At 63.8% G+C, this 25,918-nt stretch carries 25 protein-coding genes and 1 pseudogene; 15 read left to right on the top strand and 11 right to left on the bottom strand.

Translation table 11 applies throughout. From position 1 onward, the window contains the following. Positions 1-165 precede the first annotated feature (165 nt). On the top strand, positions 166-1,758 hold the full coding sequence (guaA, locus tag BAU06_RS15960; protein WP_066351722.1) for a glutamine-hydrolyzing GMP synthase: 1,593 nt from the start codon (positions 166-168) through the stop codon (positions 1,756-1,758). 57 nt (positions 1,759-1,815) lie between these two features. Here guaA and BAU06_RS26915 read toward each other — a convergent pair. Beyond that, a pseudogene (locus BAU06_RS26915) lies at positions 1,816-1,932 on the bottom strand (transposase); the annotation flags it as partial. Positions 1,933-2,107: 175 nt separating this feature from the next. On the opposite strand from BAU06_RS26915, the gene BAU06_RS15950 reads away from it, so the two are divergent. Together BAU06_RS15950 and BAU06_RS15945 are read left to right on the top strand one after the other, a co-directional pair. Further along, entirely contained in the window at positions 2,108-2,599 is a 492-nt protein-coding gene (locus BAU06_RS15950) for a helix-turn-helix domain-containing protein (RefSeq protein WP_066359167.1), read from the top strand. Further along, positions 2,596-3,252, top strand: coding sequence for a nucleotidyl transferase AbiEii/AbiGii toxin family protein (locus BAU06_RS15945; RefSeq protein ID WP_066351707.1), 657 nt, complete (start codon positions 2,596-2,598; stop codon positions 3,250-3,252). Before BAU06_RS15950 ends, BAU06_RS15945 begins: the two co-directional genes overlap by 4 nt. A 19-nt stretch (positions 3,253-3,271) precedes the next feature. Here BAU06_RS15945 and BAU06_RS15940 read toward each other — a convergent pair whose 3' ends face one another. The 3 genes from BAU06_RS15940 to BAU06_RS15935 are packed head-to-tail and all read right to left on the bottom strand — an operon-like array spanning position 3,272 to position 5,240. Then, positions 3,272-4,084, bottom strand: a complete 813-nt coding sequence (locus tag BAU06_RS15940) for an MFS transporter (RefSeq protein WP_231933889.1) — start codon at positions 4,082-4,084, stop codon at positions 3,272-3,274. Next, the gene (locus tag BAU06_RS27095; protein WP_231933888.1) at positions 4,048-4,491 is read right to left on the bottom strand and encodes an MFS transporter; all 444 of its coding nucleotides are present in this window, start codon (positions 4,489-4,491) and stop codon (positions 4,048-4,050) included. The genes BAU06_RS15940 and BAU06_RS27095 overlap by 37 nt, the downstream gene beginning before the upstream one ends. Next, positions 4,488-5,240: an SDR family NAD(P)-dependent oxidoreductase gene (locus BAU06_RS15935; protein ID WP_066351701.1), complete on the bottom strand. Its 753-nt coding sequence runs from the start codon at positions 5,238-5,240 to the stop codon at positions 4,488-4,490. Before BAU06_RS15935 ends, BAU06_RS27095 begins: the two co-directional genes overlap by 4 nt. 401 nt (positions 5,241-5,641) lie before the next feature. Between BAU06_RS15935 and BAU06_RS15930 the strand changes: the two genes are divergently transcribed. After that, entirely contained in the window at positions 5,642-6,130 is a 489-nt protein-coding gene (locus BAU06_RS15930; protein WP_066351696.1) for a DUF417 family protein, read from the top strand. 119 nt (positions 6,131-6,249) lie between these two features. Here the strand turns inward: BAU06_RS15930 and BAU06_RS15925 are convergent, their stop codons facing one another. After that, entirely contained in the window at positions 6,250-6,837 is a 588-nt protein-coding gene (locus BAU06_RS15925; RefSeq protein WP_066351686.1) for a TetR/AcrR family transcriptional regulator, read from the bottom strand. Positions 6,838-6,960: 123 nt separating this feature from the next. Here BAU06_RS15925 and BAU06_RS15920 point away from each other — a divergent pair, with 123 nt between their 5' ends. The 4 genes from BAU06_RS15920 (at position 6,961) to BAU06_RS15905 (ending at position 12,837) form a co-directional block, all read left to right on the top strand. Continuing rightward, positions 6,961-7,695: an SDR family NAD(P)-dependent oxidoreductase gene (locus BAU06_RS15920; RefSeq protein ID WP_066351680.1), complete on the top strand. Its 735-nt coding sequence runs from the start codon at positions 6,961-6,963 to the stop codon at positions 7,693-7,695. Positions 7,696-7,848: 153 nt separating this feature from the next. Beyond that, positions 7,849-8,445, top strand: a complete 597-nt coding sequence (locus tag BAU06_RS15915; protein WP_066351673.1) for an NADPH-dependent F420 reductase — start codon at positions 7,849-7,851, stop codon at positions 8,443-8,445. A 164-nt stretch (positions 8,446-8,609) separates the two neighbouring features. Beyond that, positions 8,610-9,161 (top strand): GNAT family N-acetyltransferase, encoded by a 552-nt coding sequence (locus BAU06_RS15910; RefSeq protein WP_066351666.1) that lies wholly within the window; start codon positions 8,610-8,612, stop codon positions 9,159-9,161. A 178-nt stretch (positions 9,162-9,339) separates the two neighbouring features. Then, positions 9,340-12,837 carry a DEAD/DEAH box helicase gene (locus tag BAU06_RS15905; RefSeq protein WP_082993720.1) on the top strand — a complete coding sequence of 1,166 codons (3,498 nt, stop codon included), beginning with the start codon at positions 9,340-9,342 and terminating at the stop codon, positions 12,835-12,837. Between the two features lie 57 nt (positions 12,838-12,894). On the opposite strand, the gene BAU06_RS15900 is transcribed toward BAU06_RS15905, so the two are convergent. Then, positions 12,895-13,800 (bottom strand): LysR family transcriptional regulator, encoded by a 906-nt coding sequence (locus tag BAU06_RS15900; protein ID WP_066351662.1) that lies wholly within the window; start codon positions 13,798-13,800, stop codon positions 12,895-12,897. Between the two features lie 239 nt (positions 13,801-14,039). On the opposite strand from BAU06_RS15900, the gene BAU06_RS15895 reads away from it, so the two are divergent. Next, positions 14,040-14,966 carry an aromatic alcohol reductase gene (locus tag BAU06_RS15895; RefSeq protein ID WP_066351658.1) on the top strand — a complete coding sequence of 309 codons (927 nt, stop codon included), beginning with the start codon at positions 14,040-14,042 and terminating at the stop codon, positions 14,964-14,966. Between the two features lie 58 nt (positions 14,967-15,024). On the opposite strand, the gene BAU06_RS15890 is transcribed toward BAU06_RS15895, so the two are convergent. Then, positions 15,025-15,924 carry a LysR family transcriptional regulator gene (locus tag BAU06_RS15890; protein ID WP_066359160.1) on the bottom strand — a complete coding sequence of 300 codons (900 nt, stop codon included), beginning with the start codon at positions 15,922-15,924 and terminating at the stop codon, positions 15,025-15,027. A 103-nt stretch (positions 15,925-16,027) separates the two neighbouring features. Between BAU06_RS15890 and BAU06_RS15885 the strand changes: the two genes are divergently transcribed. Then, positions 16,028-16,897 (top strand): SDR family oxidoreductase, encoded by an 870-nt coding sequence (locus BAU06_RS15885; RefSeq protein WP_066351654.1) that lies wholly within the window; start codon positions 16,028-16,030, stop codon positions 16,895-16,897. A gap of 36 nt (positions 16,898-16,933) precedes the next feature. Here BAU06_RS15885 and BAU06_RS15880 read toward each other — a convergent pair whose 3' ends face one another. The 3 genes from BAU06_RS15880 to BAU06_RS15870 form a co-directional block, all read right to left on the bottom strand. Beyond that, on the bottom strand, positions 16,934-17,953 hold the full coding sequence (locus BAU06_RS15880) for an aldo/keto reductase (RefSeq protein WP_066351647.1): 1,020 nt from the start codon (positions 17,951-17,953) through the stop codon (positions 16,934-16,936). 77 nt (positions 17,954-18,030) lie between these two features. After that, on the bottom strand, positions 18,031-18,897 hold the full coding sequence (locus BAU06_RS15875; RefSeq protein WP_066351635.1) for an NmrA family NAD(P)-binding protein: 867 nt from the start codon (positions 18,895-18,897) through the stop codon (positions 18,031-18,033). Positions 18,898-18,979: 82 nt separating this feature from the next. Next, entirely contained in the window at positions 18,980-20,287 is a 1,308-nt protein-coding gene (locus BAU06_RS15870) for a serine hydrolase domain-containing protein (protein WP_066351619.1), read from the bottom strand. Between the two features lie 208 nt (positions 20,288-20,495). Between BAU06_RS15870 and BAU06_RS15865 the strand changes: the two genes are divergently transcribed. After that, a complete protein-coding gene (locus BAU06_RS15865) occupies positions 20,496-21,413 on the top strand; it encodes a LysR family transcriptional regulator (protein WP_066351611.1) in 918 nt (305 codons plus the stop codon). An 18-nt stretch (positions 21,414-21,431) separates the two neighbouring features. Here BAU06_RS15865 and BAU06_RS15860 read toward each other — a convergent pair whose 3' ends face one another. Continuing rightward, entirely contained in the window at positions 21,432-23,072 is a 1,641-nt protein-coding gene (locus tag BAU06_RS15860) for a methyl-accepting chemotaxis protein (RefSeq protein ID WP_197509313.1), read from the bottom strand. A 278-nt stretch (positions 23,073-23,350) separates the two neighbouring features. Between BAU06_RS15860 and BAU06_RS15855 the strand changes: the two genes are divergently transcribed. The 4 genes from BAU06_RS15855 to BAU06_RS15840 are packed head-to-tail and all read left to right on the top strand — an operon-like array spanning position 23,351 to position 25,916. Beyond that, positions 23,351-23,662, top strand: a complete 312-nt coding sequence (locus tag BAU06_RS15855; protein ID WP_066351605.1) for a BufA1 family periplasmic bufferin-type metallophore — start codon at positions 23,351-23,353, stop codon at positions 23,660-23,662. A 31-nt stretch (positions 23,663-23,693) separates the two neighbouring features. Further along, positions 23,694-24,632 (top strand): MNIO family bufferin maturase, encoded by a 939-nt coding sequence (bufB, locus tag BAU06_RS15850; protein WP_231933887.1) that lies wholly within the window; start codon positions 23,694-23,696, stop codon positions 24,630-24,632. Beyond that, a complete protein-coding gene (locus BAU06_RS15845; RefSeq protein ID WP_066359151.1) occupies positions 24,622-25,425 on the top strand; it encodes an HvfC/BufC N-terminal domain-containing protein in 804 nt (267 codons plus the stop codon). The genes bufB and BAU06_RS15845 overlap by 11 nt, the downstream gene beginning before the upstream one ends. Next, on the top strand, positions 25,413-25,916 hold the full coding sequence (locus BAU06_RS15840) for a DoxX family protein (RefSeq protein ID WP_066351600.1): 504 nt from the start codon (positions 25,413-25,415) through the stop codon (positions 25,914-25,916). Before BAU06_RS15845 ends, BAU06_RS15840 begins: the two co-directional genes overlap by 13 nt. The last annotated feature ends 2 nt before the right edge of the window (positions 25,917-25,918 follow it).

Below are 25,918 nucleotides of genomic sequence, written 5' to 3'. Positions count from 1 at the left end.
GAAGCCCGCTTCCCGCCGGTGCGCTTTTCTATTTGACGCGCCGCGCCGCCAGCAGATCCGGTGGCTGCGCCAGATATCAGTGTTGAAGGGCCTGCGCCTGATATCGGAGTTCGACAGGCGCCAGATTCCAGACTGAAGGGCCCCGGCCCATTACCAGAGCCAACCATGCACCAGCGCATTCTCATCCTCGATTACGGTTCACAGGTCACCCAGCTTATCGCCCGTCGCGTGCGCGAGACCGGCGTGTACTGCGAAATCCATCCTGGCGACGTCGGCGACGATTTCGTGCGTGCGCAGGTGGCGCAGGGCCTGAAGGGCATCGTCCTGTCCGGCAGCCATGCATCCGCCTACGAAGAAGGCTCGCTGCGCGTGCCGCACGCCGTCTTCGAGGTAGGCGTGCCGGTGCTCGGCATCTGCTACGGCATGCAAAGCATGGCGCAGCAATTGGGCGGCAAGGTAGAGTGGTCCGATCATCGCGAATTCGGCTATGCCGAGGTTCGCGCCCACGGCCATACCCGCCTGCTGACCGATATCGAGGACTTCACCACGCCGGAAGGCTACGGCATGCTCAAGGTCTGGATGAGCCACGGCGACAAGGTTACGCAGCTGCCGCCGGGCTTCAAGCTGATGGCCTCCACGCCGTCCTGCCCCATCGCCGGCATGGCCGACGAGGCGCGCGGCTTCTACGGCGTCCAGTTCCACCCCGAAGTCACGCACACCATCCAGGGCAAGGCGCTGCTGGAACGTTTCGTTCGCGAGATCTGCGGCTGCCAGGGCGACTGGAACATGCCCGACTACGTGTCCGAGGCGGTGCAACGCATTCGCGAGCAGGTCGGCGACGACGAGGTCATCCTGGGTCTGTCCGGCGGCGTCGATTCCTCCGTGGCCGCGGCCCTGATCCACAAGGCCATCGGCGACCAGCTGACCTGCGTCTTCGTCGACCACGGCCTGCTGCGCCTGGACGAAGGCAAGCAGGTCATGCAGACCTTCGCCGAAAACATGGGCGTGAAGATCCTGCACATCGATGCCAGCGAGCAGTTCATGGGCAAGCTGGCCGGCGTGTCCGACCCGGAAGCCAAGCGCAAGATCATCGGCCGCGAATTCGTCGAAGTCTTCCAGGCCGAGGCCGGCAAGCTGAAGGCCGCGAAATGGCTGGCGCAGGGCACGATCTATCCGGACGTCATCGAGTCTGCCGGCGCCAAGACGGGCAAGGCAGTGGCGATCAAATCGCACCATAACGTGGGCGGCTTGCCGGAAACGCTGAACCTGAAGCTGCTGGAACCGCTGCGCGAACTGTTCAAGGACGAAGTGCGCGAGCTGGGCGTGGCGCTGGGCCTGCCGCACGGCATGGTGTATCGCCATCCTTTCCCGGGTCCGGGTTTGGGCGTGCGCATCCTGGGAGAGGTCAAGACCGAGTATGCCGACCTGCTGCGCCGCGCCGATGCGATTTTCATCGAAGAACTGCGCAGCACCCTGGATCCGGTAAGCGGCAAGTCCTGGTACGACCTCACTTCGCAGGCCTTCGCCGTGTTCCTGCCCGTGAAGTCGGTGGGGGTGATGGGGGATGGGCGGACCTACGACTACGTCGTCGCGCTGCGCGCCGTGCAGACCTCGGATTTCATGACCGCGGATTGGGCGCCCTTGCCGTATCCCTTGCTGGCCAAGGTCAGCTCGCGGATCATCAATGAAGTGCGGGGGATCAATCGGGTCGTGTATGACGTGAGCAGCAAGCCGCCCGCGACGATTGAGTGGGAGTGAATTGACGTCCTTCGAGGGCTATCGCCAGCTATCGAAAAATCGTCGTAACGTCCGCGTATAGAAGGTCGCCTCGGACACACCCAACTGCCGACAGACGTCGACCACGGGCGTGCCGCCTTCGGCCAAGCGCAGCGCGTACGCGATCTGCTCGTCGGTGAATCTCGACCGTTTCATGGCTACTCCTCGCCCCAAACGGGGCGCCGAGAAGCGCGAGTTCCCAGACACTTCCGCACGTGAGAGCCATGGCGGCGAAGCGCCTCGTACGGACTGGCGGATCCGCCTCTTGCAGGTCATGGCAGGGAGGCGTAATATGTCAAAAATTTCAGACACTTCTCGGTTTCTGCCTGCCATGAACCTCATCGATATCGGCCATGCCGTGCGGACCCGGCGCTCTGAGCTGGGCCTGTCCCAAGCGCAGTTGGCGCACCTGAGCGGCCTGTCTCGTCAGACGCTGGTAGGCCTGGAGAACGGCACCTTGAGCGATCTGGGTGTCAACCGGGTGGGGCAGGTCATGGCTGTGCTGGGCCTGGACAGTCCTAAGCTGGATACCCAAGCGCGGCGGAAGAAGCGCGGACTGTGGATGGCGGCCAAGACCGCCAGTGTCAGCTATGCGCAAGAACTGGCGCCCGAGATGCTGGAGCAAGCCCTGGCGAGTGGTGAAGTGCCTGCTTCCTTTGCTCCGCACATGACGCATTTGCTGGATGAGGCGCCCGTGCCTGTCGTCGTGATGGCTGTGGAGGAGGCTGCCTCGCATACACACCAGTCGCCAAAGCAAGTCTGGCGTAATGTGGCGAAGTTGGCTGGATCGTTGTCGGTGCACCGCCGGACGCTGTGGGCATGAAATCCGGAGCATTGCCCAGCGGTCCCTGGGAGAAGCTGTTCCCGCGGGCGCTGGCGCTGATTGACGAGATCAAACGGTATGGCGGCATCGCAGACCCGTTCTGGACGCTGGGCGGCGGAACGGTGCTGATGTTTCGTTACCGGCATCGGCTGAGCAAAGACATCGACATCTTCGTGCCTGACCCGCAGTACCTCGGTTTCGTCTCACCCCGTTTGAGCGACACAGCCGCGGAATTGACGCAGGACTACACTGAGCAACCGGGTGCCTTCGTCAAACTCCAGTTCGAGGAGGGCGAGGTCGATTTCGTGGCGGCTCCCAATCTTCTGGACGACGCTTGGGACATCTGGGATCTCAGCGGTTGCTCAGTGAAAGTAGAGACCGCCGCTGAAATCATTGCAAAGAAGATGTACCACCGTGGCGATCGGGTCACGGCGCGCGATCTCTTCGACTTTGCGCTCGTCATCGAGCGCGAGCCTCAGCAGCTTCTGGCAGCGACACCATTCCTTCTACGCCATCGGAAGGCATTCCTGTCCCAGATCCGAGCGCCGCATGCCAGCTTGCGCGCCGCGTTCGAGGCCATCGCCACGCTGGAGTACACGCCCAGCTTCGATCATTGCGTAGCCGTGGTTAGGGAGTTCCTGAGCGAACTGTAGCCTTGCGCGTGCACGGCGCTCAGATGCCGCGATCGCGGGCATCTGACTGATTTGCGGCAGGATTCCTCGCGGCACTGAATCGCAAGCCGAATACGAGCGGCACGACCATCGCGTTGACGATCAAGGCCGCCAGCCAGATGGCCCCCGGCCACCGCTCTCGAACGAGGAAATAGACGCTCGAAAACACCAGCGGCCCGGCGATGGACGCCAGGCTCATTACGGACGCCAGCACGCCTTGAAACTGGCCTTGTTGGCTTTCGTCGACGAGGCGGCTTGCAAGCGATTGCAAGGCAGGCGTGCCCAGACCCGCGAGCGCGACGACCGGCATAATGGCGAACACCACCCAGCCCTGCGTGGTGCAGGCCATGACCATCAGTGCGGCACACGCACCGGCGATGCCGACCAGCACGGCGCCGCGCTCTCCCAGCCGTTGTACGGCCCGGCCCGGTAGGAACGCTTGCGCCAACGTCTGGCATACGCCGAAGGTGCCCAGCGAAAGACCGATCCATCGGCCGTTCCACTGGAACACGTCATTGCCCCACAATGCCCAGCAGGTGCCGTACACCTCGCCGGTCGCGCTCAGGATGAAAAAGACGGCAACCACGGGCATCAGCGGCTTCATCGCGAACGCCATGCGCAAGGGACGCAGCGGATCGAGTGTGGCTAGGTCGATCTTCTCGCGGCTGGGCGTGTGGGATTCCGGCAACAGGAACAGCGCCAGCAGCACGTTGCCCGCATTGAGTACCGCAGCAGCGATGAACGGTAGCCGCAGCCCGTAATCGCCGAGGGTACCGCCTAGAACCGGTCCGAGGATGAAGCCAATGCCGAACATGGCGTTGAAGAGCCAAAGCGTTTCGCCCGCAACTCATCGGGCGAGATGTCGGTGATGTAGGCCGCTGCGACCCAGATGGTGGCGCTGGTGAGCCCGGCCACGGCACGGCCGACGATCAGCAGCCCCAGCGACGGCGCGAACGCCATCAATACATAGTTGACGGCCGCGCCTCCCAGAGAGATCAGCAGCACGGGCCGGCGGCCCAGCCGGTCGCTCAAGGAACCGAGGACAGGCGCGGAGAAAAACTGCATCGCTGCGTAAAGCGCGGCGAGAACGCCGACGTAGGAGGCAACATTCGCGGCGTGGGTCACGTCCTCGATCAGACGCGGCAGGATCGGAAAGATCAGGCCAATCCCGACCGCATCGAGTGCGATGGTAGCGAAGATGACGACCAGGGCTTTGTTCATTGCGAAATTATTCGCAAGGGGTGGTCATCCCTGAAGATCCCGCCCGTGGGGCCATCGGCACTCAGCGTTGCGGCCCGGACAATGCCCTTGGCGGCTTCGGCGGGAGGCAGGTCGTCTGCGTCGTCGCCTCGTTCGGGATGGGTGGCGACCGATCCTGGATCGACGGCGTTGACGAGAATCGGCGTATCGGCAAGCGCCGTGGCCAGGGTCGCCGTCAGGGCGTCGAGCGTGTACTTGGCAAGCGAATGGGCCGGAGAATGGACGGGCCCCGGCTTGCAGCTTCCGATCCGCCGTGCCCCGCCGCTTGAAACATTGACGATGCGCGCCGCCGGTGCCCGGCGCAGTAGCGGAAGCAGGGCCTGGGTCAGGCACCAACAACCGATTACATCAACCTGAAACGCTGATTGAACGTCATCGAAATCGACCTCCAGCACCGAGCGTGTATTGAAGTCGGGCATGGTGCTGGCGTTGTTCACCAGCACGTCCAGATGGCCGATCGTTCGAGCGAGGTGGCTGACTGCTTCGTGGATGCTGGATCGATCGGCCAGATCGAGACGCAGGGCCGTCGCTTCACGGCCTGTTTCGCGCAATTGCACGGCAAATTGTTCCGCCTGGCTCTTGTCCCTTGCCGTCAGGATGACGTGATGGTTCAGTTCGGCGAGCTGCGTGGCAACCGCGAAGCCGAGGCCCCGAGAACGGCTGACGCCCGTGATCAGCGCAGTACGGGGTGTATGGGGAAGGGTTTGCATGGAGCGCTCCTTTGTCGATGTTCGACCGGAGCGCTGCCATCAAGGTGAGGAGCCACACGGACGAACATGGGATGCCCAAACGGCATCGGGTGTTCGTCGTGGGGTCTCTTGCGATGGCAGGAGACAGAGCTTTCGTTTCCGAAAGGACTTGGGCTTACCAAACCAAGTCTGCCTTTTCCGACACGCCATTCTAGCAGTGGTTCTGTTCCTCCCAATCTGCCCAATGAATGCTGGGATGGCCGAAATGGCGGTACGCTCGACGCCCGTCAGCATGGAGAGTCGCGTTACCGGCGAGCACTGGCGGCGCCGGTCACGCCGAAAACTGTTGCATCTGCGCACGTAACCGCGCCGCGATCCGGAACGAAGAAGGGTTGTATGACCCACTTTCCCGGAGGCCTTATATGCTGAAAGAGTTCAACGTTGCGGAGAAGGGGGCGGGCCTGTATTGGCCGCTTGCGATCCTGCGTTGGGTGATGGTGCTGATATTCATATCGTTTGGCATCCAGAAGTTCACCCCGCAGTCTGCGCAAGGCATTGCCCAGTTCATTGTGAACAGCCCCTTCGTTTCATGGCTGCAGATCTTCGGTATCCGCGGCGAAGCCTATCTGTTGGGTTCTATAGAGCTGACGACGGCCGCGCTACTGGCTTTGGGGGCGTTCTCTCCCTGGCTGTCAGCATTGGGCGCGCTGATGGGGGTAGGCACCTTCGCCATCACCTGGTCCTTCTTCTTCACGACGCCGGGCGTCGTGAAATGGAGCTTTTCCACGGATCCCATAGCGTGGAACCTGACCGGCGAGTTTCTCTATAAAGACATCGTGCTTCTTTGCGTTTGCCTGGTCTTGTTCCTGGCTTCGTTGCCCAAGGCCAGGATTCCTCTTCGGATGGATTGACGCATAAGGCTTGCCTGCTCCGACTCGGCGCGTTGGCGATCGCCAAGTGTCTGGTGCGCGGCACATGGGTCCGCGGCAAGCGGGGTAGGGCACTTCCTGGGAAAAACCGGCCCCAATTCCTACCTTTGGGCCGAAGAACGGCCCTTGGTCCCGCTCATGGACCGACCGGTCAGGATGGCGCTCGTAATGAGGTGAACGAGATGGTCGGCCCGCGACGCGAATGAGGGTTGGTCAACCGCCCAGCCCAGCGCCGTTATCAGGGCGAACAGGTCGTCCCCGTTCATGTCGGCGCGTGCCATTCCTTTTTCCTGGGCACGCAGCAGCAGCCGCGCGCCTGCCGAGTGCACCGCGGCGCATGAAGCGTAAAGCGCGGAGTCCGGGTTGGTATGGGCGGCCGCCATCATGGCCACAACGCCCCTATAGCTTTGCGTGAATACCACCAAATCACGAAACCAGGCGAGAAGTGCTTCGTCCGCCGAAGCCGAGGTCTCGAGTTCGTCCGCCTTCTGCGTCAGTGCATCCAGCTGGGTGCACAGCAAGGCCTCGAACAGGGCTTCTCGCGTCGGGAAGTGGCGTAGCAGCGTGGCCAGGCCTACACCGGCGCGGCGAGCGATATCGCGCATCGACGCCTCTGCGCCATGCTCGGCGACGACGTCACGCGCGACGGTAAGGATTTGGCTGCGATTTTTTTGGGCGTCAGCTCGCATGGCTTGTCTTGACAAATGGATCAGTGATCCATATAGTCCTTATCTGGATCGGTGATCCACATATTACCGCGCCATGCGGCATTTCTCCAGCTGGCGGGCAACGCCACCGAAAGAGCACATGACATGAACAGACTGAATGGAAAGACCGCCGTCATCACCGGCGGCGCTACGGGCATCGGCCTGGCTGCGGCACAGCGCTTCATCGAGGAGGGCGCTTTTGTCTTTATCTTCGGCCGCCGGCAGGGCGCCCTCGATGCCGCCGTGGCCGCCCTCGGGCCCCATGCCCGGGCGGTGAAGGGCTCGGTCTCCGAGCCGGCCGATCTCGATCGGCTGTACGCGGCGGTGGAGGCCGAGCGCGGAAGCCTGGATATCGTATTCGCCAACGCCGGGACGGGAAGTCCGCTTCCGCTCGCCCAGATCACCGCCGCGCACATCGACGACACCTTCGATACCAACGTGAAGGGCACGATCTTTACGGTGCAGAAAGCGCTGCCATTGATGGGCCCAGGCGGTTCGATCATCCTGACCGGATCTAGCGCCGGCACCACGGGAGCCCCGGGATTCACGGCCTACAGCGCGAGCAAGGCGGCGGTGCGCAACCTTGCCCGGACCTGGGCGGAGGACCTGAAGGGCACCGGCATCCGGGTCAATGTGCTGTCGCCCGGCGCAACGGCGACCGAACTGGCCAAGGAGGCGCTGGGCGAAGCGGGCCAGAAGGCCTACGGCGCGATGACGCCGCTCCAGCGCATGGCCGATCCGGCGGAGATCGGCGCGGTGGCTGCCTTTCTGGCGTCGCCGGATAGCAGCTTCATGACCGCCAGCGAGGTCGCCGTTGACGGTGGCTTGGCACAGCTCTGAAAAGCAATATCAAATGGCGCGATCACTAAAGGGCAACACGGCTCTCCTTACCAGGGCGTCACGCGGCATTGGCAGCGCCACCGCGGAACGTCTGGCGATGGAAGCGAGCGGCGGTTACAAGCTCTGACCACGCCGGACAACGAGGACAAACACATGAGTTACGCAATCATTGGCTTCGGCAAGATCGGCCGCGCATTGGCCAAGGCCTTTGCCCGCCACGGCATCGAAGTGGCCGTTGCAACCACGCGCGAGCCACCTAGCTTCGCGGCCGACGCGGCCGCGATCGGACCCACGATCATTCCCAAGACCCTGGCGGAAGCCGTCAAGGCGGACATCATCTTCTTGGCAGTCCGCTTCGAGTCGCATGCGGAGGTCGCGAAAGCACTGCCCGACTGGAAGGGAAAGACTGTCATCGACGCGATGAACACGCAGGCGTCGCTCGACGAATTGGGCGGTCTGCCGTCCTCTGCTTTCGTCGCGAAGGCGTTCACCGGAGCCCGGCTGGTCAAGGGCTTCAACCATCTGGTCGCCGCGGCCCTGGACCAGGACCCGGACGTACACGGGGGAAGGAGGGTCGTTTTCCTGGCGAGCGACGATGACGGCGCCGCGTCGGAGATTGCCGCGCTTGCGGAAAAGCTGGGTTTCGCGCCCATCCAACTCGGCAGGCTTTGCGAGGGCGGACTGCTGGTGCATGCGCGCGGCAGAAACTGGGGCCACCTGATCTTCAAGGACGTGGTCAAGTTCGACTGATCCTTGCCGAGCCGGGTCATGCTGCGAAGAGCCTTGCCAGCCCACCTGTGACGACGTGCTGCTGGCCCGTCTTCGACTTTGCGCGCAGACCCGTTGCGCTTCGTTCCAGCGATGTCGTGGGCTGGCATAATCGTATCGATGGACGGCTCCTAAGGAAGGCTTGCATGCGACTGACGATTTCCACTGCCAATGAGGTCGACAGCTTGGTCGAGCTTGTCAACGATGCCTATCGCAGCGCCGCGTCCGGCGGTTGGACGACCGAAGCGGGACTGATAGAGGGACCTCGCATTGACCGTTCCGCGCTGGCCAAGATGATCCAAGAAGGGCGGACGACAATCCTGGTCACAAGAGACCCGGACTCGCATCGGATCCAGGGATGTGTCGCGGTTCGCCCCATGGATGACGAGGAGTGGTATCTGTCGATGTTGGCGGTCAGTCCGGCGTTCCAGGCTGACGGCATAGGCAAGTCCATCATGGCCGGCGCCGAAGCCTTCGTCGGCGAACGGGGCGCGGCTTCCGTAAAGATCTCGGTCATCGACGTTCGAGACAGCCTGATCGCCTGGTACGAACGGCGAGGCTATGAAAGAACCGGAGAGATCGAGCGCTTTCCTTACGATGATCCAAGCGTCGGCGTGCCGCTGCGGGACGACCTGACTCTGATCACATTGCGAAAAGTCCTGCGGTCGCCCCTATCGTCGGCGACGTCCTCGGGTTGACCCCGTCGGTCTATTGAAGGTCGTCTACAGCGTGTAGCGACCACGGATTACGGCAAGCTGACAGGCACATTCAGCGACCCGGGATTCAAGCGGGATCGTGCCATGGCGGTCGCGGGGCAGTAGGGAATAGGCGGTATTCACGGTGGTATCCTCCCCGCCAAGTGGGAGGATATCCAGATTGAATGCTTCGTCCGATAACCGGCATATCCCGGTCCTGGCGTTCTGGCACAAGGTTGAATTCTTCATTCCGTTCGATTTGCGCGGGCAGGTGCTTCAAGCGAAGGGCGCGGAATGGAGCGTGAAGTACATCACCGCGGCTGAACTCCAGGCGATTGCTCCGGCGTCCTCCGGCGACTTATGGCAAGTCGCCAGGGTGCCGGAAGAAAAGGCGGTGCGTGGCTTCGAGCTATATCTGGGGGTTTTCGATAAAAGCGTTCTTGCCACGGTTACCGAACGCCTTATCGGAAGCCTCGACGCCGAAGCGATCCGGATAGATCAGGAAGAGCGGGGAGAGCTCGAAGGGGAAACCTGTTTCGCCAAGGTATGGCTGAACGCGGCGGGCGAACCGCAGCTCGACCAGGTTTCGGTGTCGACGGTACCGTGGGCCTTGGGCGCGATCTCGCGGCAAGGCCTGGGCGGCCTGAGTTTCGATGCGTTCCAGGCGAGCCTCAAGCGGCTTCAGGACGATTTGCGGAACTTCCAGGCGCGACGACAAAGTGCCGATGCGGCGTCGGAGTCCTCGCAAGAGGTCCTGCCGCTGACCCGGGCCGACATCGAGAAATTGCTGGATGTCTTCCGCGACTGGGCAGGGTTCGAGCCCGGCGATACCGATGCTGCAGTGGCCGTCGTCCGCGCCGTCGTCGGCAAGAGAACCGCAGCCGATAGCAAGGCCGCGCCGGAGGAGGCATCCCCGGGGGCGGACGAAGACGAGGACGAAGATAGCAGCCCGGATGAAATCGGAATCGACATTCTCAATAGCTTCTATATAAAAGATATTGAACGAACGATCGATTCACTGCGGCAAGGCCGGACAACCGGAGCGCTGGACGCCTATTTGACGCCGCTGCCGCCGGAACAACGCATCGATCTGTATTCGCCGGCGGGTCATCGGCGTATCGTCGCCGACTTGGATCCTGGCAACACGCCGCCGGCGCGTTGGCTGGACGAGCCGCGCCACGCGATGAGCCTGATGCAGCAGTTTGCCATCAACCGCATTTTTTCCTGCCTGTCCGATGGAGGATTGTTTTCGGTCAACGGCCCGCCGGGAACCGGGAAAACGACACTGCTTCGCGATATCTTCGCGGAAAACATCACCAGGCGTGCACGTATTCTGGCCAGTTTCGGCTCGGCCGGAGAGGCATTCCAAACCGGCCGGAAACCTCGCGTGGAGTTCGAAGGCAGTTCCGCTTCCTGGTCCATCGCTGTGCTGAAGCCCGAGCTGACAGGCTTCGAGATGGTAGTCGCATCGTCGAACAATGCCGCCGTCAACAATATTTCCGAGGATATTCCCAAGGCGAAATCGCTGGGTTCCATGGACTGGGATGCACCGGCGCAGACCGCGTGGCGTGAGAAGGATGGGAAACCCCGGCACACATATCTTCAGACCGTGGCGACCCGGATGGCGGCGCAGACCGGCCGCGGGGACTTCACCGAGCTGGGACCGGACGATACGCCATGGGGCCTGATCTCATGTGCCTTGGGCAAACGCGGCAACCGCCGCAAGTTCGTGCAGCGGTTCTTCTTTCCCGTCATCAAGAAGGACCAGCCGAAGGACGCCCCCAGGCCTAAAGGGTATGACCCTTTGCGCCATCACTCCTTTTGGGAATGGCGCGATAGCTATCGAGGCTTGGGCTTTGCGGCGGCAAAGGCGGTTTTCATCGGACTGGACGAAGAAGTCCGCGAGAGACAGGGCAAGTTGGCGCGACTGTCTGTCCTTGCGGCCGAGTTGGCCGGACAGACCGAGAGCACGTACGTACTCGAACAGGCGCAGCGACTGGCGAATGCGCAGGCTGTTCTCGAACAAGCACGGGCGCGGTTGGCGGAGGTCGACAGGGCCGTGGGCATTTGCCACGAAAGGCTCGCTACGCTGAAGGACATCGAACGGCTTATACCGGTGCCGTCGAAGTGGACCGCGCTGTTCGGCAAAATCCCCTCGACGCCTTTCTGGAGTAACCCTTTCCGCCAGAAATACCAAGCGTATCTCGATGCGCTGCATGAGAACCGGGCGGCCCAGCGAACCTGCCTGCAGGAGAAACTCGTCCTCGACTCGCGCAAGGCTGCGGCGGAACCGGAGGTGGCTCAGGCGAGCGCGACCGTGGAGCTCGCCCGGCAAGCGCTTGACGCACGTGCCGCGGAATGGCGCGCCAAATCGGCCGAACATCTCGAGCTGCAAGGAGTTTTCCCGGACGCGGCGATGCCGGAGAAGGCAGGCGACATCGAAGCGCCGCCGTGGCAGAAACAGGGTATCTGGTACGACGCCGGATTGAACGCGCTGCGATCGCGGTTGTTCGCCGCCGCGCTGACCTTGCATGAGGCCTGGCTGGCCGAAGTCACCGCCAAGGGCGGCGGTTTTCAGCCGAATCTCTATGCGATGCGTGATCTCTTGCAGGGGATGCCCCTGACCACGCCTGAGCACGCCTTGGCGCTCTGGCAAAGCCTGTTCATGATCGTCCCTGTCGTATCCAGCACCTTTGCGTCCATCGCCTCGCAGTTCAAGGAGCTGGGCGCCGGCTCACTCGGTTGGCTATTCATAGATGAAGCCGGCCAAGCGGTTCCCCAGGCGGCGGTCGGCGCATTGTGGCGTGCGCGGCGCGCCGTCGTCGTCGGCGATCCGCTGCAGATAGAGCCGGTCTTCACCGTACCGGTGAAGCTGATCGAAGCGCTGGCCCAGTCTTCGGCCTTGCCGGAGGATATGCGCGTCATGCCGCATAAAGTGTCCGTCCAGAATCTCGCGGATGCCGGCAATGCTTGTGGTGCGTGGGTCGCGGGAAGGGAAGACGAGCCCGAGTGGTTGGGTAGCCCTTTGCGGGTGCACCGCCGGTGCGCGGACCCGATGTTCCAGATTGCCAATGCCATTGCCTACGAAAACAAGATGATCTTCGGCCTGGATAGCACCGTTCCCCCGGCGAATGGTTATGACCTGGGCGCCAGTGCCTGGGTGCATGAGCCTGGCGCGACCCTGGGCCGGCATGTCGTGCCAGCCCAGGTCGAACTCGTGGCCCAGGCTGTCATGCGTCTTTACCAAAGCAAGGGCAAGCTGCCGCCTCTATATATCATTTCCCCTTTCAAGCGCATCAAGCAGGCTTTGCTGGAGCGCCTTTCCGATATCGGCGCGTGGAAAGGACAGGGCATCGGTACTTTGTCGAAGAGCGATCTTGGCAAGTGGTGCAACGAGAACATCGGTACCGTCCATACGTTTCAGGGCAAGGAAGAGCGCATCGTCTGGATGGTGCTGGGTTGCGATATCGAGGGCGAGGGTGCCGTCTCGTGGGCTGCCGGCAAGCCGAACATCCTTAACGTGGCGCTTACACGCGCGAAACACCGGTTCTTCATGATCGGCGACGCGCTTCTCTGGGGCGAAAAGCGCTATTTCCAAGAGGCCAGGCGCACGCTTCCGGAAATCTCGGGAGACGAGTTCCTGGAAAGAATGGCGGTTCGCGCAGTGGACGCCGGCTGAGCAGCACCGCGTCGCCATGGCCTGAGCCCGCGCATCCGCGGGCTCAGGTCCGCGTATTCACCAGTCGGACGCGGCCTTCCCGATGACCTCGGTGCACCAGTCGATGAAAGCGCGGATGGCCGGCGCCAGGTGGCGGCTCTGCGGATAGAGGATGGATACCGGTTCCGGCGGCGATTCGATATCCGCCAACACCCTGACCAGGCGGCCAGCCTCGATATGCGGACGGGCCATATAGCTTGCGACGCGGATCAGCCCCAGGCCCGCTACGCCGGCAGACACATAGGTATCCGTGTCATCGACGCTGACCTGCTCCGGCATGGGCAAGGTGACCACGTTCCCGCCTTGCTGGAAGAGCCACCGGTGTGAACGGCCCGATTGACTATGAACGTAGCCTACGGCGACGTGCCGCTTGAGCGCCGCCAGGGTGGTGGGCCTGCCATGCTTTTCCAGATACTGCGGTGACGCACACACGTACCAGTGGAACCGGCCTATGGGCCGCGCAACGAGCCGCGACACCGGAGGTTCGCCTGCTCGGATGACGCAATCCAGTCCGCGCTGGACGATGTCCACGGTGGCATCCTCCAGCTGGAAATGCACGGCTATTCCGGGGTAGCGTTCGCGGAATTCCGGGAGCGCCGGGATAAGGAAGTTCTTGGCCAGGGATGGTGTGGTGCCGACCCGGATGGCCCCGCGCAGCGCCCCGGTCGATTGCACCACCATGCTTTCCGCCGCTTGCATATCGGACAGGATTGCCTTGCAACTGTCGTAGTAGCGCAGCCCGGCATCGGTAAGGCTCAAAGCGCGTGTCGTCCTGTTCAACAGCCGCGTTCCCAGGTGCGACTCCAGCTCCTTGATGGTGCGGGTCACGGTGGATGGAAGCACATGCATGGTGTCGGCCGCCTTCTTGAAGCTGCCGGCCTCGACCACGCGAATGAAGGTCTCCATGGCATGCAGCTTATCCATGCAATCCGCCTCGCTTTGTGAATCACTGCGTCGATTATTGCATTAATTCGAATTATGAACTTCCTTTGCTTCGCGCTATTCGTTGCGTCAGTTGGGGCAAGATAAGGCTTGTCTACAGGGTGGTAACCCCCGTCACGTCGTTGCAGTCGCGAAGGGTGCGGCGGAGATGGCCGGCGGCTATCCGGCTATATGTCCCGGGGGATGCCCGATTACATCGAAATCAGGAAGGAATCAATATCATGACGCAGCGAAATTCTGTTCGGCGGGATGTGCTTGTGCTGGGGGCGGGGGAGCTTGGAATGTCGGTGCTGCGCGCGCTCGCCCCGCGCATGAGACAGCGGCACGCTTCGATCACGGTGCTGGTATCGCGCGATACCGTGGCCGGGCCATCGCGGCAGGATGACCCGCGCCTGGCCGAGCTTTTCCAAATGGGCGTGGATGTGGTCGGCTTCGATCTGGCGTCCGATGAAGAAGCGCTGAAGACACTCTTCGAACAATACGACACTGTATTGAGCTGCACCGGCTTCATTGCCGGCCCGGGGACGCAACTGAAGATCGCCCGCGCGGCCCTGGCGGCGGGCGTGCGGCGGTACTTCCCATGGCAGTTTGGCGTGGATTACGACATCGTCGGCCGTGGCAGCGGCCAGCCCCTGTTCGACGAACAATATGAAATCAGGCAATTGCTGCGCGCCCAGGATGCGACCGAATGGGTGATTATCTCGACGGGCATGTTCACCAGCTTCCTGTTCGAGCCGGCCTTCGGCGTTGTCGATCTGGCGCGCAGGACGATACACGGCCTGGGCAGCTGGGAGACCAAGCTGACCGTCACAACGCCGGAGGACATAGGCCGGCTGACCGCGGAAATCCTGTTAGCCGAGCCGCGGATCGCCAACCAGGTCGTCTACGTGGCCGGGGACACGATCTCATATGGAGCGCTGGCGGCGGTTATCGAGCGTGTCACCGGGGAGACGTTCGAGAAAACCGTATGGACCCTGGACAAATTGCGCGCCGATCTGGCGGCCGCGCCGGATGATGTGATGGTGCGTTATCGCGCCGTATTCGCCCGTGGCGACGGGATGTGGTGGGACAAGTCCGCCACCTTCAATGTCCGGAATGGGTATGAGACGACCGATGTCGAGCATTACCTTCGCTCGCGTTTGCGGTAATGGAGACGCTGTCGGTGAAGTTCCCGGATCCCGTCGATTGCCTGCGTTTCCGGCGATCTCAGCGCTCAGGCGCGATGTATGCCGCCAGTTCTTCCGGCGTCCCCAAGGGAAATGCCTGCTTGAGGTGATCGAGGAACGCCGAAACGCGTGCGCTGAGCAAGCGCCTGGAAGGATAAAGCGCCCATAGCGTGATCTCCGGGGCGGCTACATCGCCCCAGCGCACGAGCCTGCCGGCAGCGATGTCGTGGCTGACGAGCGACAGGGGCAGGCACGCGGCGCCCACGCCCAGACGAACCGTATCGCGCACCATGACCAGGGACGATAGCCGGGCAACCGGCCTGATCGATATGCGCGATTTCCGTTTCTCGCTGGCGATCTCCCACGCCACGGTTCGGTCATCCCCCGCGCGAAGGATCGCCGGGACGCTGGATCCGGCCGTCGGCCGCGCCAGCCCCGGCGCGGCCACGACGGTCAGCCGGTCGCGCAGCAGCACCCGCCCGACCAGGTTTTCGTCCCGGTGGGGATTGACCCGGATCACCAGGTCATAGCCTTCCTCGATCATGTCCACGGGCCGATCTTCCGTCGTGACTTCGAGGTGGACGTCTGGATACTGGAGCGCGAACGTGGCCACCAGACGGCCCATTGCGAGCTGCGAGAAAAGCGCCGGCGCGCTGATGCGCAGCGGCCCGCGCGGCTGGTCGCCTCCCGATGCGATGGTGGCGACGCTCTCGCCCAGTTCGGTAAGCAGCGCGCCGGTCCGTTCGTAAAGCGCACGCCCTTCCTGGGTGAGCCTCAACCCGCGAGACCCCCGTTCGAACAGCCGCAGCTGCAGGCTGTTTTCCAGTTCCGTGACCCGGCGGGAGAGCGTCGCCTTGGGACGATCCGCGGCGCGCGCGGCCTTGCCGAAGCTGCCATGCCGGGCGACGAGATTGAAATCCGCAAGGGCCAGGAGGTCCACGTGTTCCACCAGTGAGACATCGAGTCTATTTATACCATCTTCCGGATCGCCAGTGATACCCCTAACCTGGAGGCCTGCCTAACCTCACCATGGAGTGAACATCATGACCATCCTCGTTACGGGCGCCACCGGCCGCATAGGCCGCCAAGTCGTCCACCAACTTGCCAACCGCGCCGCCGACGTGCGCGTGCTGGTGCGGGATCCGTCGAAGGCCGATTTCCCGGCCAGCGTGGAGATCGCGCAAGGCGATATGCTCGATATCGATACGCTGCGCACGGCGTTCGCGGGCGTCCGCACCTTGTTCCTGCTGAACGCCGTGGCCGGCGATGAATTCACCCAGGCCCTCATCACGCTGAACATCGCGCGGGAGTGCGGCGTCGATCGCGTGGTCTATCAGTCGGTCATCCATGCCGATCGCTTCGTTAACGTGCCGCACTTCGCGGTGAAGTCGGGGGCCGAGCGGATGATTGAACAGATGGGGTTCAGCGCCACTATCCTGCGCCCGGCCTACTTCATGGATAACGACCGCATGATCAGGGACGTCATCGTCGACCATGGCGTATATCCGATGCCCATAGGCGGCAAAGGGGTCGCCATGGTCGACGCTCGGGACATCGCGGAAGTCGCGGCCCTGGAGCTGATCCGCCGCCATCGCGCGCCCGGCAGTCTGCCTGTCGAGGTCATCAACCTTGTGGGGCCTGACGTGCTGACGGGGCACCAGTTGGCCGGCATATGGTCGCAGGTCCTTGGCCGCGCGGTCACCTACGGCGGCGACGATCCCACCGCGTTCGAGCAGAACATGGCCAGCATCATGCCGAAGTGGATGGCCTATGAGATGCGCCTGATGGCTGAACGCTTCGTGAGCGACGGGATGATCCCGGAGCCCGGCGATGTCGAGCGACTCACCGCTATCCTCGGGCGCCCGCTGCACTCGTACCGCGACTTCGCGGCGGGGCTGGCTGGCGCGGCTTGACACGCGCCGACCGGTGGCCATGGCCCCATGGCGTCGCTATACCTGGATGCGGTCCCGGTCATGGAAGCGCTGCATCCAGTAAGGGTAGGGGGCCGTTGTCTCGGACACGTTGTCGAGCCGGGTGAGCTGCCCGGCGGTCAGCTGGAGATCCTGGGCGGCCAGGTTCAGCGCGAGCTGTTCGGGCGTGCGCGCCCCCACGATGACGGAGGTAATCTGCGCGCGGGCCAGCAGCCAGGCCAATGCGACCTGCGCTGGCGTCGCCTGCAGTTCACTGGCGACTTCGCGAACTACGGCGAGAATCGCCTCGCCCCTGACGCCGTCCACAGGAGGAAAGTCCAGCTTCGCACGGCGGCCGTTCGCGTCGTCGTTGTGGCGGTATTTGCCGCTCAGGTAGCCGCCCGCGAGCGGGCTCCATACGAGCAGGCCTGTCCCGTGCGCCGCCGCGACGGGCATGATCTCGTGCTCGATATCGCGGCTCGTCAACGAGTAATGCACTTGATTGCTGGCGATCGGTACGCGATCCGTACGCGAGGTGATACCTGCGGCCCGCTCCAGGTCGGCGGCACTGAAGTTGCACGCGCCTATGTGGCGGACCTTGCCCTGGGTAACCAGGTCGTCCAGCGCACGAAGCGTTTCCTCCAGAGGCACCAGGGCGTCGCGGTCATGCAGCTGGAACAGGTCGATGTGATCCCGGCCTATCCGTTTCAGGCTCGTCTCCACCGACCGCATGATATGTGAGCGACCCAACCCGACGTCGTTATGGCCAGGGCCCGTACGCAAGCGAACCTTGGTCGCGACCAGCATTTGGCCTTCGTCGAGGTTCAGCGACTTGAGCGCCTGTCCCACAATGGTCTCGGAGCAACCCTGGGAATAAACATCCGCCGTGTCGATCAGATTGACGCCACGCTCCAATGCCGCCGCGACCAGCCGGGTCGCCTGATCGGTGTCCAATCCCGCAATGTTGGCCCAGATTCCAGAGCCCGCGCCGAAGGTCATTGCGCCAAGGCTGAGCCTTGAGACGCGCAAGCCGGTCCTGCCGAGAGTGCTGTATTCCATGAAAAAGTCCTGGTGTGTGGGCGCGTGAGCGGCGCCAAGCGGGCCCCCGGCCTTGTGTGCCCGCGGGGCCCGTGTCCTCAAGCCTGTTGCGAGACGAGGGCAGCCAATACCGTGTCCAGCTCGACCTGACCGCGAATGACATCATCCGGGCGATTCTCGAAATCGATCCAGCCCTCGTTGAAGCCATCCAGCATGCGCATCCGTGGCAGCGGGTACTTCATGCCTTGCGACAGAAACAACGCCTCCCAGGTTTGCCGGTCCACGGCCCGGGCCTGGACGGGGCGATGCAGGACGCGCGCGAAGGCGGAGGCGATGTCCTTGGGGCTGATCCGACGCGGTCCTTCGAGCTCGACGACGCGCACGCCATGCCAGGTTTGCTGGAGCAGTTCGGCCGCGACGCGGCCGACGTCCTCGGTGGCCACCATCGGGAAGGCTTTGTCGAGCGGCTGAAGAAAACTGGAGACGATGCCGTCATCCCGCGCGGAGGCAACGTCCCACGCGGCATTCTCCATGAACCACCCAGGCCGCAGGAAGGTGACCGGCATCGGCATCTTGCGCAAGGCCTGTTCCATCAGGGTGCGTTGGCTGAGCAGATTGCTTTCGGCGGCCTGCGCGCCGATGGTGGACAAGCACACGACTTTGCCGGGGCGTGCTTGCAGGAGCGCCGCCGAGACGGCGTCGATGACCGCCCGGGCTTCGGGAAATCCTGGAGCCGGGTCGAACTCTGAAGGGGGCAGGATGAAAACCCCCTGGGCGCCGCGGAATGCGGCAGCCAGCGATGGCGCGTCATCCATATGAGCCGTTGCGACTTCGCAGCCGCGCGCGGCCCAGGTGCCCGCTCGTCCGATGTCGCGTACTACCGCGCGTACCGGCTGGCCTGCCGCCAGGAGCGTGCGCGCCAATGCGCCGCCGACTTTGCCCGTAATTCCCGTGATTGCATACATTGCTTTTTCCTCGTCCGTATAGAAGTCATGGATGACGCCGGTTCGGCGATGAGGGCGACGCCATAGGCTGCCCACCGGTCGATCAGGCGCGCTGCAGGCCCGCATAGACGGCCTGCTCGAATTTCCCGTAGAGATCCACGATGCGGGCATCGTAGAAAGGGAGTGTTTGCGTAAAGAGCGATCCCGCAACCCGTTTGGCCGGATCCACCCAGAAATAGGTATTCAGCAAACCGGCCCAGCTTGCGCTGCCCGCGCTCCGGCCGTGCGGGCCGGGCTGCATATTGATATCGAACGACAATCCCCACTTATGAAGTGCCCCCGGGAATTGATCGAAGCTGTTCGACCACGACGGCTGGGCCGTCTTCATTTCCGTGACCCGCAGATCGCCGATGTGATTGCGGAACATCGCGGCTACGGTTTCCGGGCGCAGGATGCGCTCGCCGCGATATACCCCGCCGTTCAACAACATCTGCAGGAAGGCCATGTAATCCCGCGGTGTGCTGAACAATCCACCGCCGCCCATGAAGAACTCCGGACGCTGGTTGATCTCGAACGGTTCCGCTGCCAGGGCACCGTCGGCCCCACGTCTGTGCATGGTGGCAACACGCCGTTTTTGCGCACTGCCGATCAGGAAGCCCGTATTGCGCATCCCCAGGGGCTGGAAGATCTGTTCGCGGAAGTAGATCTCCAGCGACTGGTCGGTGACCGCCTCTACGAGCTTGCCGACCCAGTCCATGCCGATGCCGTACTGCCAGCGTTCGCCGGGCTCGAATTCCAGCGGTGCCGCGAATGCGCCGTTCAGCGAGTAACCGATGTCGGGCAAGCCCGTGACTTTCTCGTACTGGCTGAGCCGATCGCTCCAGATGCTGTAGGTGAAGCCGGACGTATGCGTCAGGAGATGGCGAACCGTGATCGCATTGCGCGCGGGACGTAGCCTTGGACGGCCCGCACTGTCGAATCCCTCCAGGATTTGGCGCGACTTTAGCTCGGGCAGGATGTCGCCGGCGGCTTGGTCCAGCCGCAGCTTGCCCTGCTCGACCAGTTGCATGCAGGCGGTGGCGGTAATCGCCTTGGTCATCGACAGGAGCCAGAAGATCGTGTCGGGGCCGATGTCGGCGCCGGGGCTTCCTTGTCCGCGGGCGCCTTCGTACACCACGCCGCGGTCCGTGGCGGCCATCGCCACCACGCCGGCTACCGTCCCGTCCTCGACAGCCCGCTGCAGGTGCTGATCGATCGATCCCCCCGCGCGATGGCGATTTCCTGGCGCATTTGCTGGCGGACTCGCGGGTGCCGCCTGGGTGTCCGGGCTCGTGAACCCGCCCAGCGTTGCCGCGGCGAGCAGGCCGGACGCTCCCTTGAGCAGGTCCCGGCGTTTCAATCGATCTGTCATTTTCCAACTCCTTGCGGCGCGAAATTCTTGGGTGAGGCGTACTTTGTCGCAGGACAAGGCAAAGAAAAATGTCAGCAATGTCATCAGACAGATAACATATAGTCATTAATCGAGGGTGGGGGAGTCGCTATCCCGGGGCGCCGGCCGCGGTGCGATGCGGCTTCTGCTGCCGTACCCGGCTGGCGATCGGCCGTATACAGGAACGCGCATGACATCCAAGAACCAGAATCTGTTTGGCGGCATCAGCGTCTTTGCCGCCGTCGTCGACGCCGGCACTTTCGCCGGCGCGGCAGAGACGATGGGAATATCGCCCCCTGGCGTCAGCCGGGCGATAGCCCGGCTGGAGAAGAAACTGAAGATCCGGCTGTTCAACCGGACGACGCGCTCGGTTTCGCTGACGGAAGAAGGGCGCCGCTTCTACGAGCACGTCATGCCGCACCTTGCCGGGCTGGAGGACGCCGCCGCGGTCGCCGCCGGGGGAGCGTCGGCGGTGCAGGGGAAGCTCAGGATAAATATCGACCCTGTGTTCTACCGGATCATCCTGGGAAGGCGGCTTGACGACTTCCTGGACGCGCACCCCGGCCTGGAGATCGAATTCATCGCCCGGGATAACCTGGGCGATCTCGTCATGGAGGGTTTCGACCTGGCTTTGCGCTTCGGCAATCCCAAGGCGTCGACCTTGATCGCGCGCAAACTATTCGATACCCGTGTCGTAACGGTCGCCTCGCCGGAGTACATCGCGCGTCGGGGACGTCCTGCGAAGCCCGAGGACCTGCAGAACCGGAAGCACCGCTGCCTGGAGTTCCGCAATCCCGAAACCGGCAAGCCCTTTATCTGGGAGTTCCATCGCGGGCGCAAGCGCATCGCGGTCGACGTTCGCGGGCGATTGACGGTCAACGACCCCAACGCCCTGTTCAATGCCTGCCTGGCGGGTTCCGGGATTGCCCAGATGCTGCTGCTGGGTGCGGAACACCTGATTGCCGACGGGCGTCTGGTCAATCTCTTTCCCGACTGGATGGAAGAGAGGTATCCGTTCTATGCCTACTATCCGTCGCGGCATCACCTGCCGGCCAAAACCCGGGCATTTCTCGATTTCGTGGTCGAGCTGGCGAGCACGGCGTCGTGAGGCAGGCGGCCTTGGCCGTCAGATGGCCGTCGCGGCCGTGGCGGCCGGCAGGCTCACATTGCCGGCTGCCGCCGCCGCGGGAGACGCTAGATCGGAATGCCGGACCGCATCCGTGCCATGCGGCGCCAACTGGAAAGCGCCGACCAGGCCTACCAACTGCGCCGCTTGCGCATTCAGGCTATCGGCCGCGGCGGCCGATTGTTCGACCAGCGCGGCATTGCTTTGCGTGACCTGGTCCAATTGCGTCACCGCAAGACCGACCTGGCCGATGCCTTGTTCCTGTTCCCGTGTCGCGGTGCCGATCTCGCCGATCAGGGCGGTCACGTTGCGGACCTGTTGGACCACATCGTCGATCGTGGCGCCCGCGCGGCCCACGGTCTGACTGCCGTTCCGGACCTGCTCCACGCTTTCGCGGACGAGATCGGCGATCTCGCGTGCCGCTTGCGCGGAGCGCTGCGCCAACGTACGGACCTCGCTGGCGACCACCGCGAATCCCCGTCCTTGTTCGCCCGCCCGGGCGGCCTCCACCGCGGCATTCAGTGCCAGGATGTTGGTCTGGAAGGCGATCGAGTCGATGATGCCGATGATGTCGCCGATCTTGCGCGAACTGGCCGTGATGTCGTCCATGGTGCGTACCACCTCCATCACGGCTTCGCCGCCTTTGCCGGCAGCGTCGCTGGCCTGGACGGCAAGCGACGAAGTCTTGCGGACCGTATCGGCATTCTGGCGTACCGTGGATGCCATCTGCTCCATCGCCGAGGCGGTCTCCTCCAGGCTGCCGGCCTGCGCGGCGGTGCGCTGGCTGAGATCCGCGTTGCCGGCAGCCAGCTGCGCCGCCCCCGCGGAGATGGATTCGCTGCCGCGGCGGACGCGATCGACAATGGTGGCCAGCTTGCGCCGCATCGACTCCATGTGCGCGAGCAGGCTGGAATCGTCGCCGTTACGCAAGCGGACCGGGTGCGACAGGTCGCCGTCCGCGATCTGCCTGGCCATGGCGGCGGCGTAAGCGGGTTCGCCTCCCAACTGGCGTAGCACCGTGCGGATGATGCCGATGGCGACGGCGGCGCCGAAGAGGGCGGAGAACAGTGCCAGGACCGTCATGATGCGCACGGCCAGGGCCACCATCGAGGCCGTTTCCCCGGCGACGGCAAGCGCCTGATCCTGCTGGTAGGCCGCCATCTCGTTAAGGACGTTCAGGTAGTTCGCCTGCACTGTGGGCATGTCCCGCAGCAGCACGCCGGTCGTGGCGGGAATGTCGCGCCGGCCTGCATATTCCATGGCTTTCGCCAAGAGGTTGTCGTATGCCGGCCGGGCGGCATTCAGGCGCTGCACGAATTCGGCGCCTTGCGTGTCGATTGCCCGGTCTGCAAGCTGTGCCGCGGCGGCGGCTGCCTGCCGGCCCAGGTCGGCCTGATGCCCGGTCATCCGGGCGAGGGCGTCCGGGTCCGTCTCCAGCAGCATGTCGCGCACGATCTGCGCGCGGACGCCTATGCCGTCCTTGATCTGCTGCACATAGATCAGGTTGTCGATGGGCACGTTGGCCAGCAGGTTGACGTTGCCTTCGATGGCGCTCAGGTAGTGCCGTGCCAGGACCGACGCCGCGCACCCCAGCATGACGACGACGGTAAAGCCGACACCCAACAGGCGCCCGAAAGACATCCTTCTGATCCGCATGCGCGCCCCGCTTCAAGGTTTTCCACTGTCTATTGCGTCTTCGGTACCGACCGGCGTTCGTCGCCCGCGGTCCATCCGGTAGTTCGTTCCGGCCGGGCCTTTGGTTACAGCCGCCTCAAGATTCTTCCGATTTCCACCCGAGCATGGGCATGGAACGGAAAAAAAATCGCGGTCCGGCTGTAACCGGAGGGCCGGCGGCGGCGTATTAGTCTGCGTACCCCCGACGGGTACACGCACTACCAACCGAATCTCAGGAGAACGCAATGTCCGCAAAAACCACCGTCACGTCCGCCTTGCTCGCCAGCGCCGTGGCCAGCATCTTCGCCTCCGTGGCCCATGCCGCGCCCCTGACGCAGGCCGAGGCCAGCGCCGCCCTGGCCGCCCATAAGGAAAAGTGCTACGGCGTGGCGCTGAAGGGCCAGAACGACTGCGCCGCGGGTCCCGGCACGACCTGCCAGGGCACCTCCACCATGGATTTCCAGGGCAATGCCTGGAAGTTCGTCCAGGGCGGTACGTGCACCAGCATCCAGGTCCCCGGAGGCGGCCATGGATCGCTGACCCCGATCAAGTCCTGATCCGCGGGCATAGGGCCGCAAGGGGATGGTCATGAACGGAATGGTCATGAACGCCTATACCGGGGCGACGACGGCGCGCGGCCCTGGCCGTCCCCCGGGCGCAGGGCCGGCCGCGCGGCTACTGGCCGGGACCAGTTTCAAGCACGAGCATCTGCCGGCCATCCTGGCGGATCGGGTCGACGATGGATTTTTCGAGGTCCACGCCGAGAACTACATGGGGGCCGGCGGTCCGCCGCATCGGATGCTTGCCGCCATACGGCAGGACTATCCGCTGTCCCTGCACGGCGTATGCATGTCCCTGGGCGGCATGGCCGAACTCGATCCCCGCCATGTGGCGCGCTTTCGCGACCTGGTCTTGCGCTACGAGCCGGTGCTGGTGTCCGAACACCTGGCATGGTCCTCGCACGGCGATGCCTTCTACAACGACCTCTTGCCGCTGCCTTACACGCGGGCCACGCTGGATCGGGTGTGCCAGCACATCGACCAGGTCCAGGAGGCCATCCGCCGGCCGCTGTTGCTCGAGAATCCGTCGACCTATGTGACCTTCGCTTCGTCGACCATGAGCGAAGGGGAATTCATCCGCGCGGTGGCCGCGCGTACCGGCTGCGGGCTGCTGCTGGATATCAACAACGTCTTCGTGTCGGCGACGAATCACGGTTATTCGGCGGCGCGGTACCTGGCCGAATTCCCGGTCGACCGCATCGGGGAAATCCACCTGGCCGGACACGCCGAGCAGCGTGACGACGAGGATGAACCCTTGCTGATAGACAGCCATGACCGCGCGGTCGCGGAGGCTGTCTGGGAACTGTATCGCGACGTCATCGCGCGCATCGGCCCGCGGCCCACGCTGGTGGAATGGGATAGCCAGCTACCCGAGTGGCCGGTGCTGCGGGCACAGGCGCGGATGGCCCACGGCATGATGTCCGAGCTCGCGCTCGGGGCAGGGGATGCCCATGTCCGTGCGGCATGATCAAGCTTCGGACACGACCGATCATGCCGCGGCCTTCGCCCCCGGCTTGACGGACCCCGCGCTTGCCGCCCCGGCCGCCGTGGCCGCCAGGCCAGGAAAAGGCGTGGTCCGCCGATATAACGTGTATCGCAACAACGTCACCGTCAGCCTGATCGATGCCCTGGCCGCGATATATCCCGCGGTCCAACGCATCACCGGCGTGGAGTTCTTCCGTGCCATGGCGCGCTTTCATGTCCGCGCCACGCCACCGGCCTGTCCCCTGCTGTTCGAGTATGGGCGCGACTTTCCGGCTTTCATCGAAAGCTATGAATATGCGGCTGGCATGCCGTGGCTGGCGGACACGGCGCGTATCGAGCGTGCCTGGCTGGACGCCTATCACGCCGCCGATATGCCCGTGCTGTCCGTGGAAGCGCTGGCCGCCGTGGACCAGGCGGCCTTGGCCGGCTTGCGCTTTGTGCCGCATCCTTCGGCGCGCGTGGTGCGATCGCGATACCCGGCGGTGGCCATCTTCGCGATGAACAGGGCCGAGGGTCCGGTGGGATCGCTCCATTCGAGCGATGCGGAAGACGCGCTGGTCACGCGGCCGGAACAGGATGTCATCGTGTCGCGACTGCCGCCGGGCGGAGCGGTCTTCCTTGTCCGCCTGCTGGAAGGGGCGCCTCTGGGAGCGGCCGCCGCGGCCGCTTTCGATGAAGCCCCGTCCTTCGACCTTCCCGCAAACCTGGCGGGGATGGTCTCCGCGGGCGTATTCACCGCTATCCAACATGAAGAGGACCACACATGTCGGCCATAGATACCCATCGGATGCCTGTCCGCGGCGTGCTTGCCGCGGCGATCGTCCGGGCAAGAAGACTGATCGAGCGCCTGGCCCGGCCGTGGCTGGTGCAACTGCTGCTGCGCATCGCGCTCGCCGTACCGTTCTGGAAGTCGGGCATCCTGAAGTGGCAGGGCTTCCTGCGCTTGAACGACACGGCGATTACCTTGTTCACCGACGAGTTCCAGCTGCACCTGCCGGGGGGACCGTATCCCTTTCCCGCCCCGGCGGTATTCGCCTTCCTGTCGGGCTGCGGGGAAGTGTTTTTTCCCGTGTTGCTCGTGCTGGGACTGGGGACGCGGTTCGCCGCCTTGGGCTTGCTGCTGATGACCTGCATTATCGAACTGACCGTTCCCGATGGGTGGCCCATTCATCTGACCTGGGCGGCGATGGCCCTGGGCATTGCGGCCTGGGGGCCGGGCCGCGTGTCGGTGGATTATTTCCTTGGCGACCGGTTGCCCCGGTCCTGAGG

The organism is Bordetella bronchialis, from assembly GCF_001676705.1.
GTDB lineage: Bacteria > Pseudomonadota > Gammaproteobacteria > Burkholderiales > Burkholderiaceae_B > Bordetella_C > Bordetella_C bronchialis.
The sequence above is the reverse complement of the archived record's forward strand: the minus strand, read 5'-3'. Positions and strand labels throughout refer to the sequence as shown.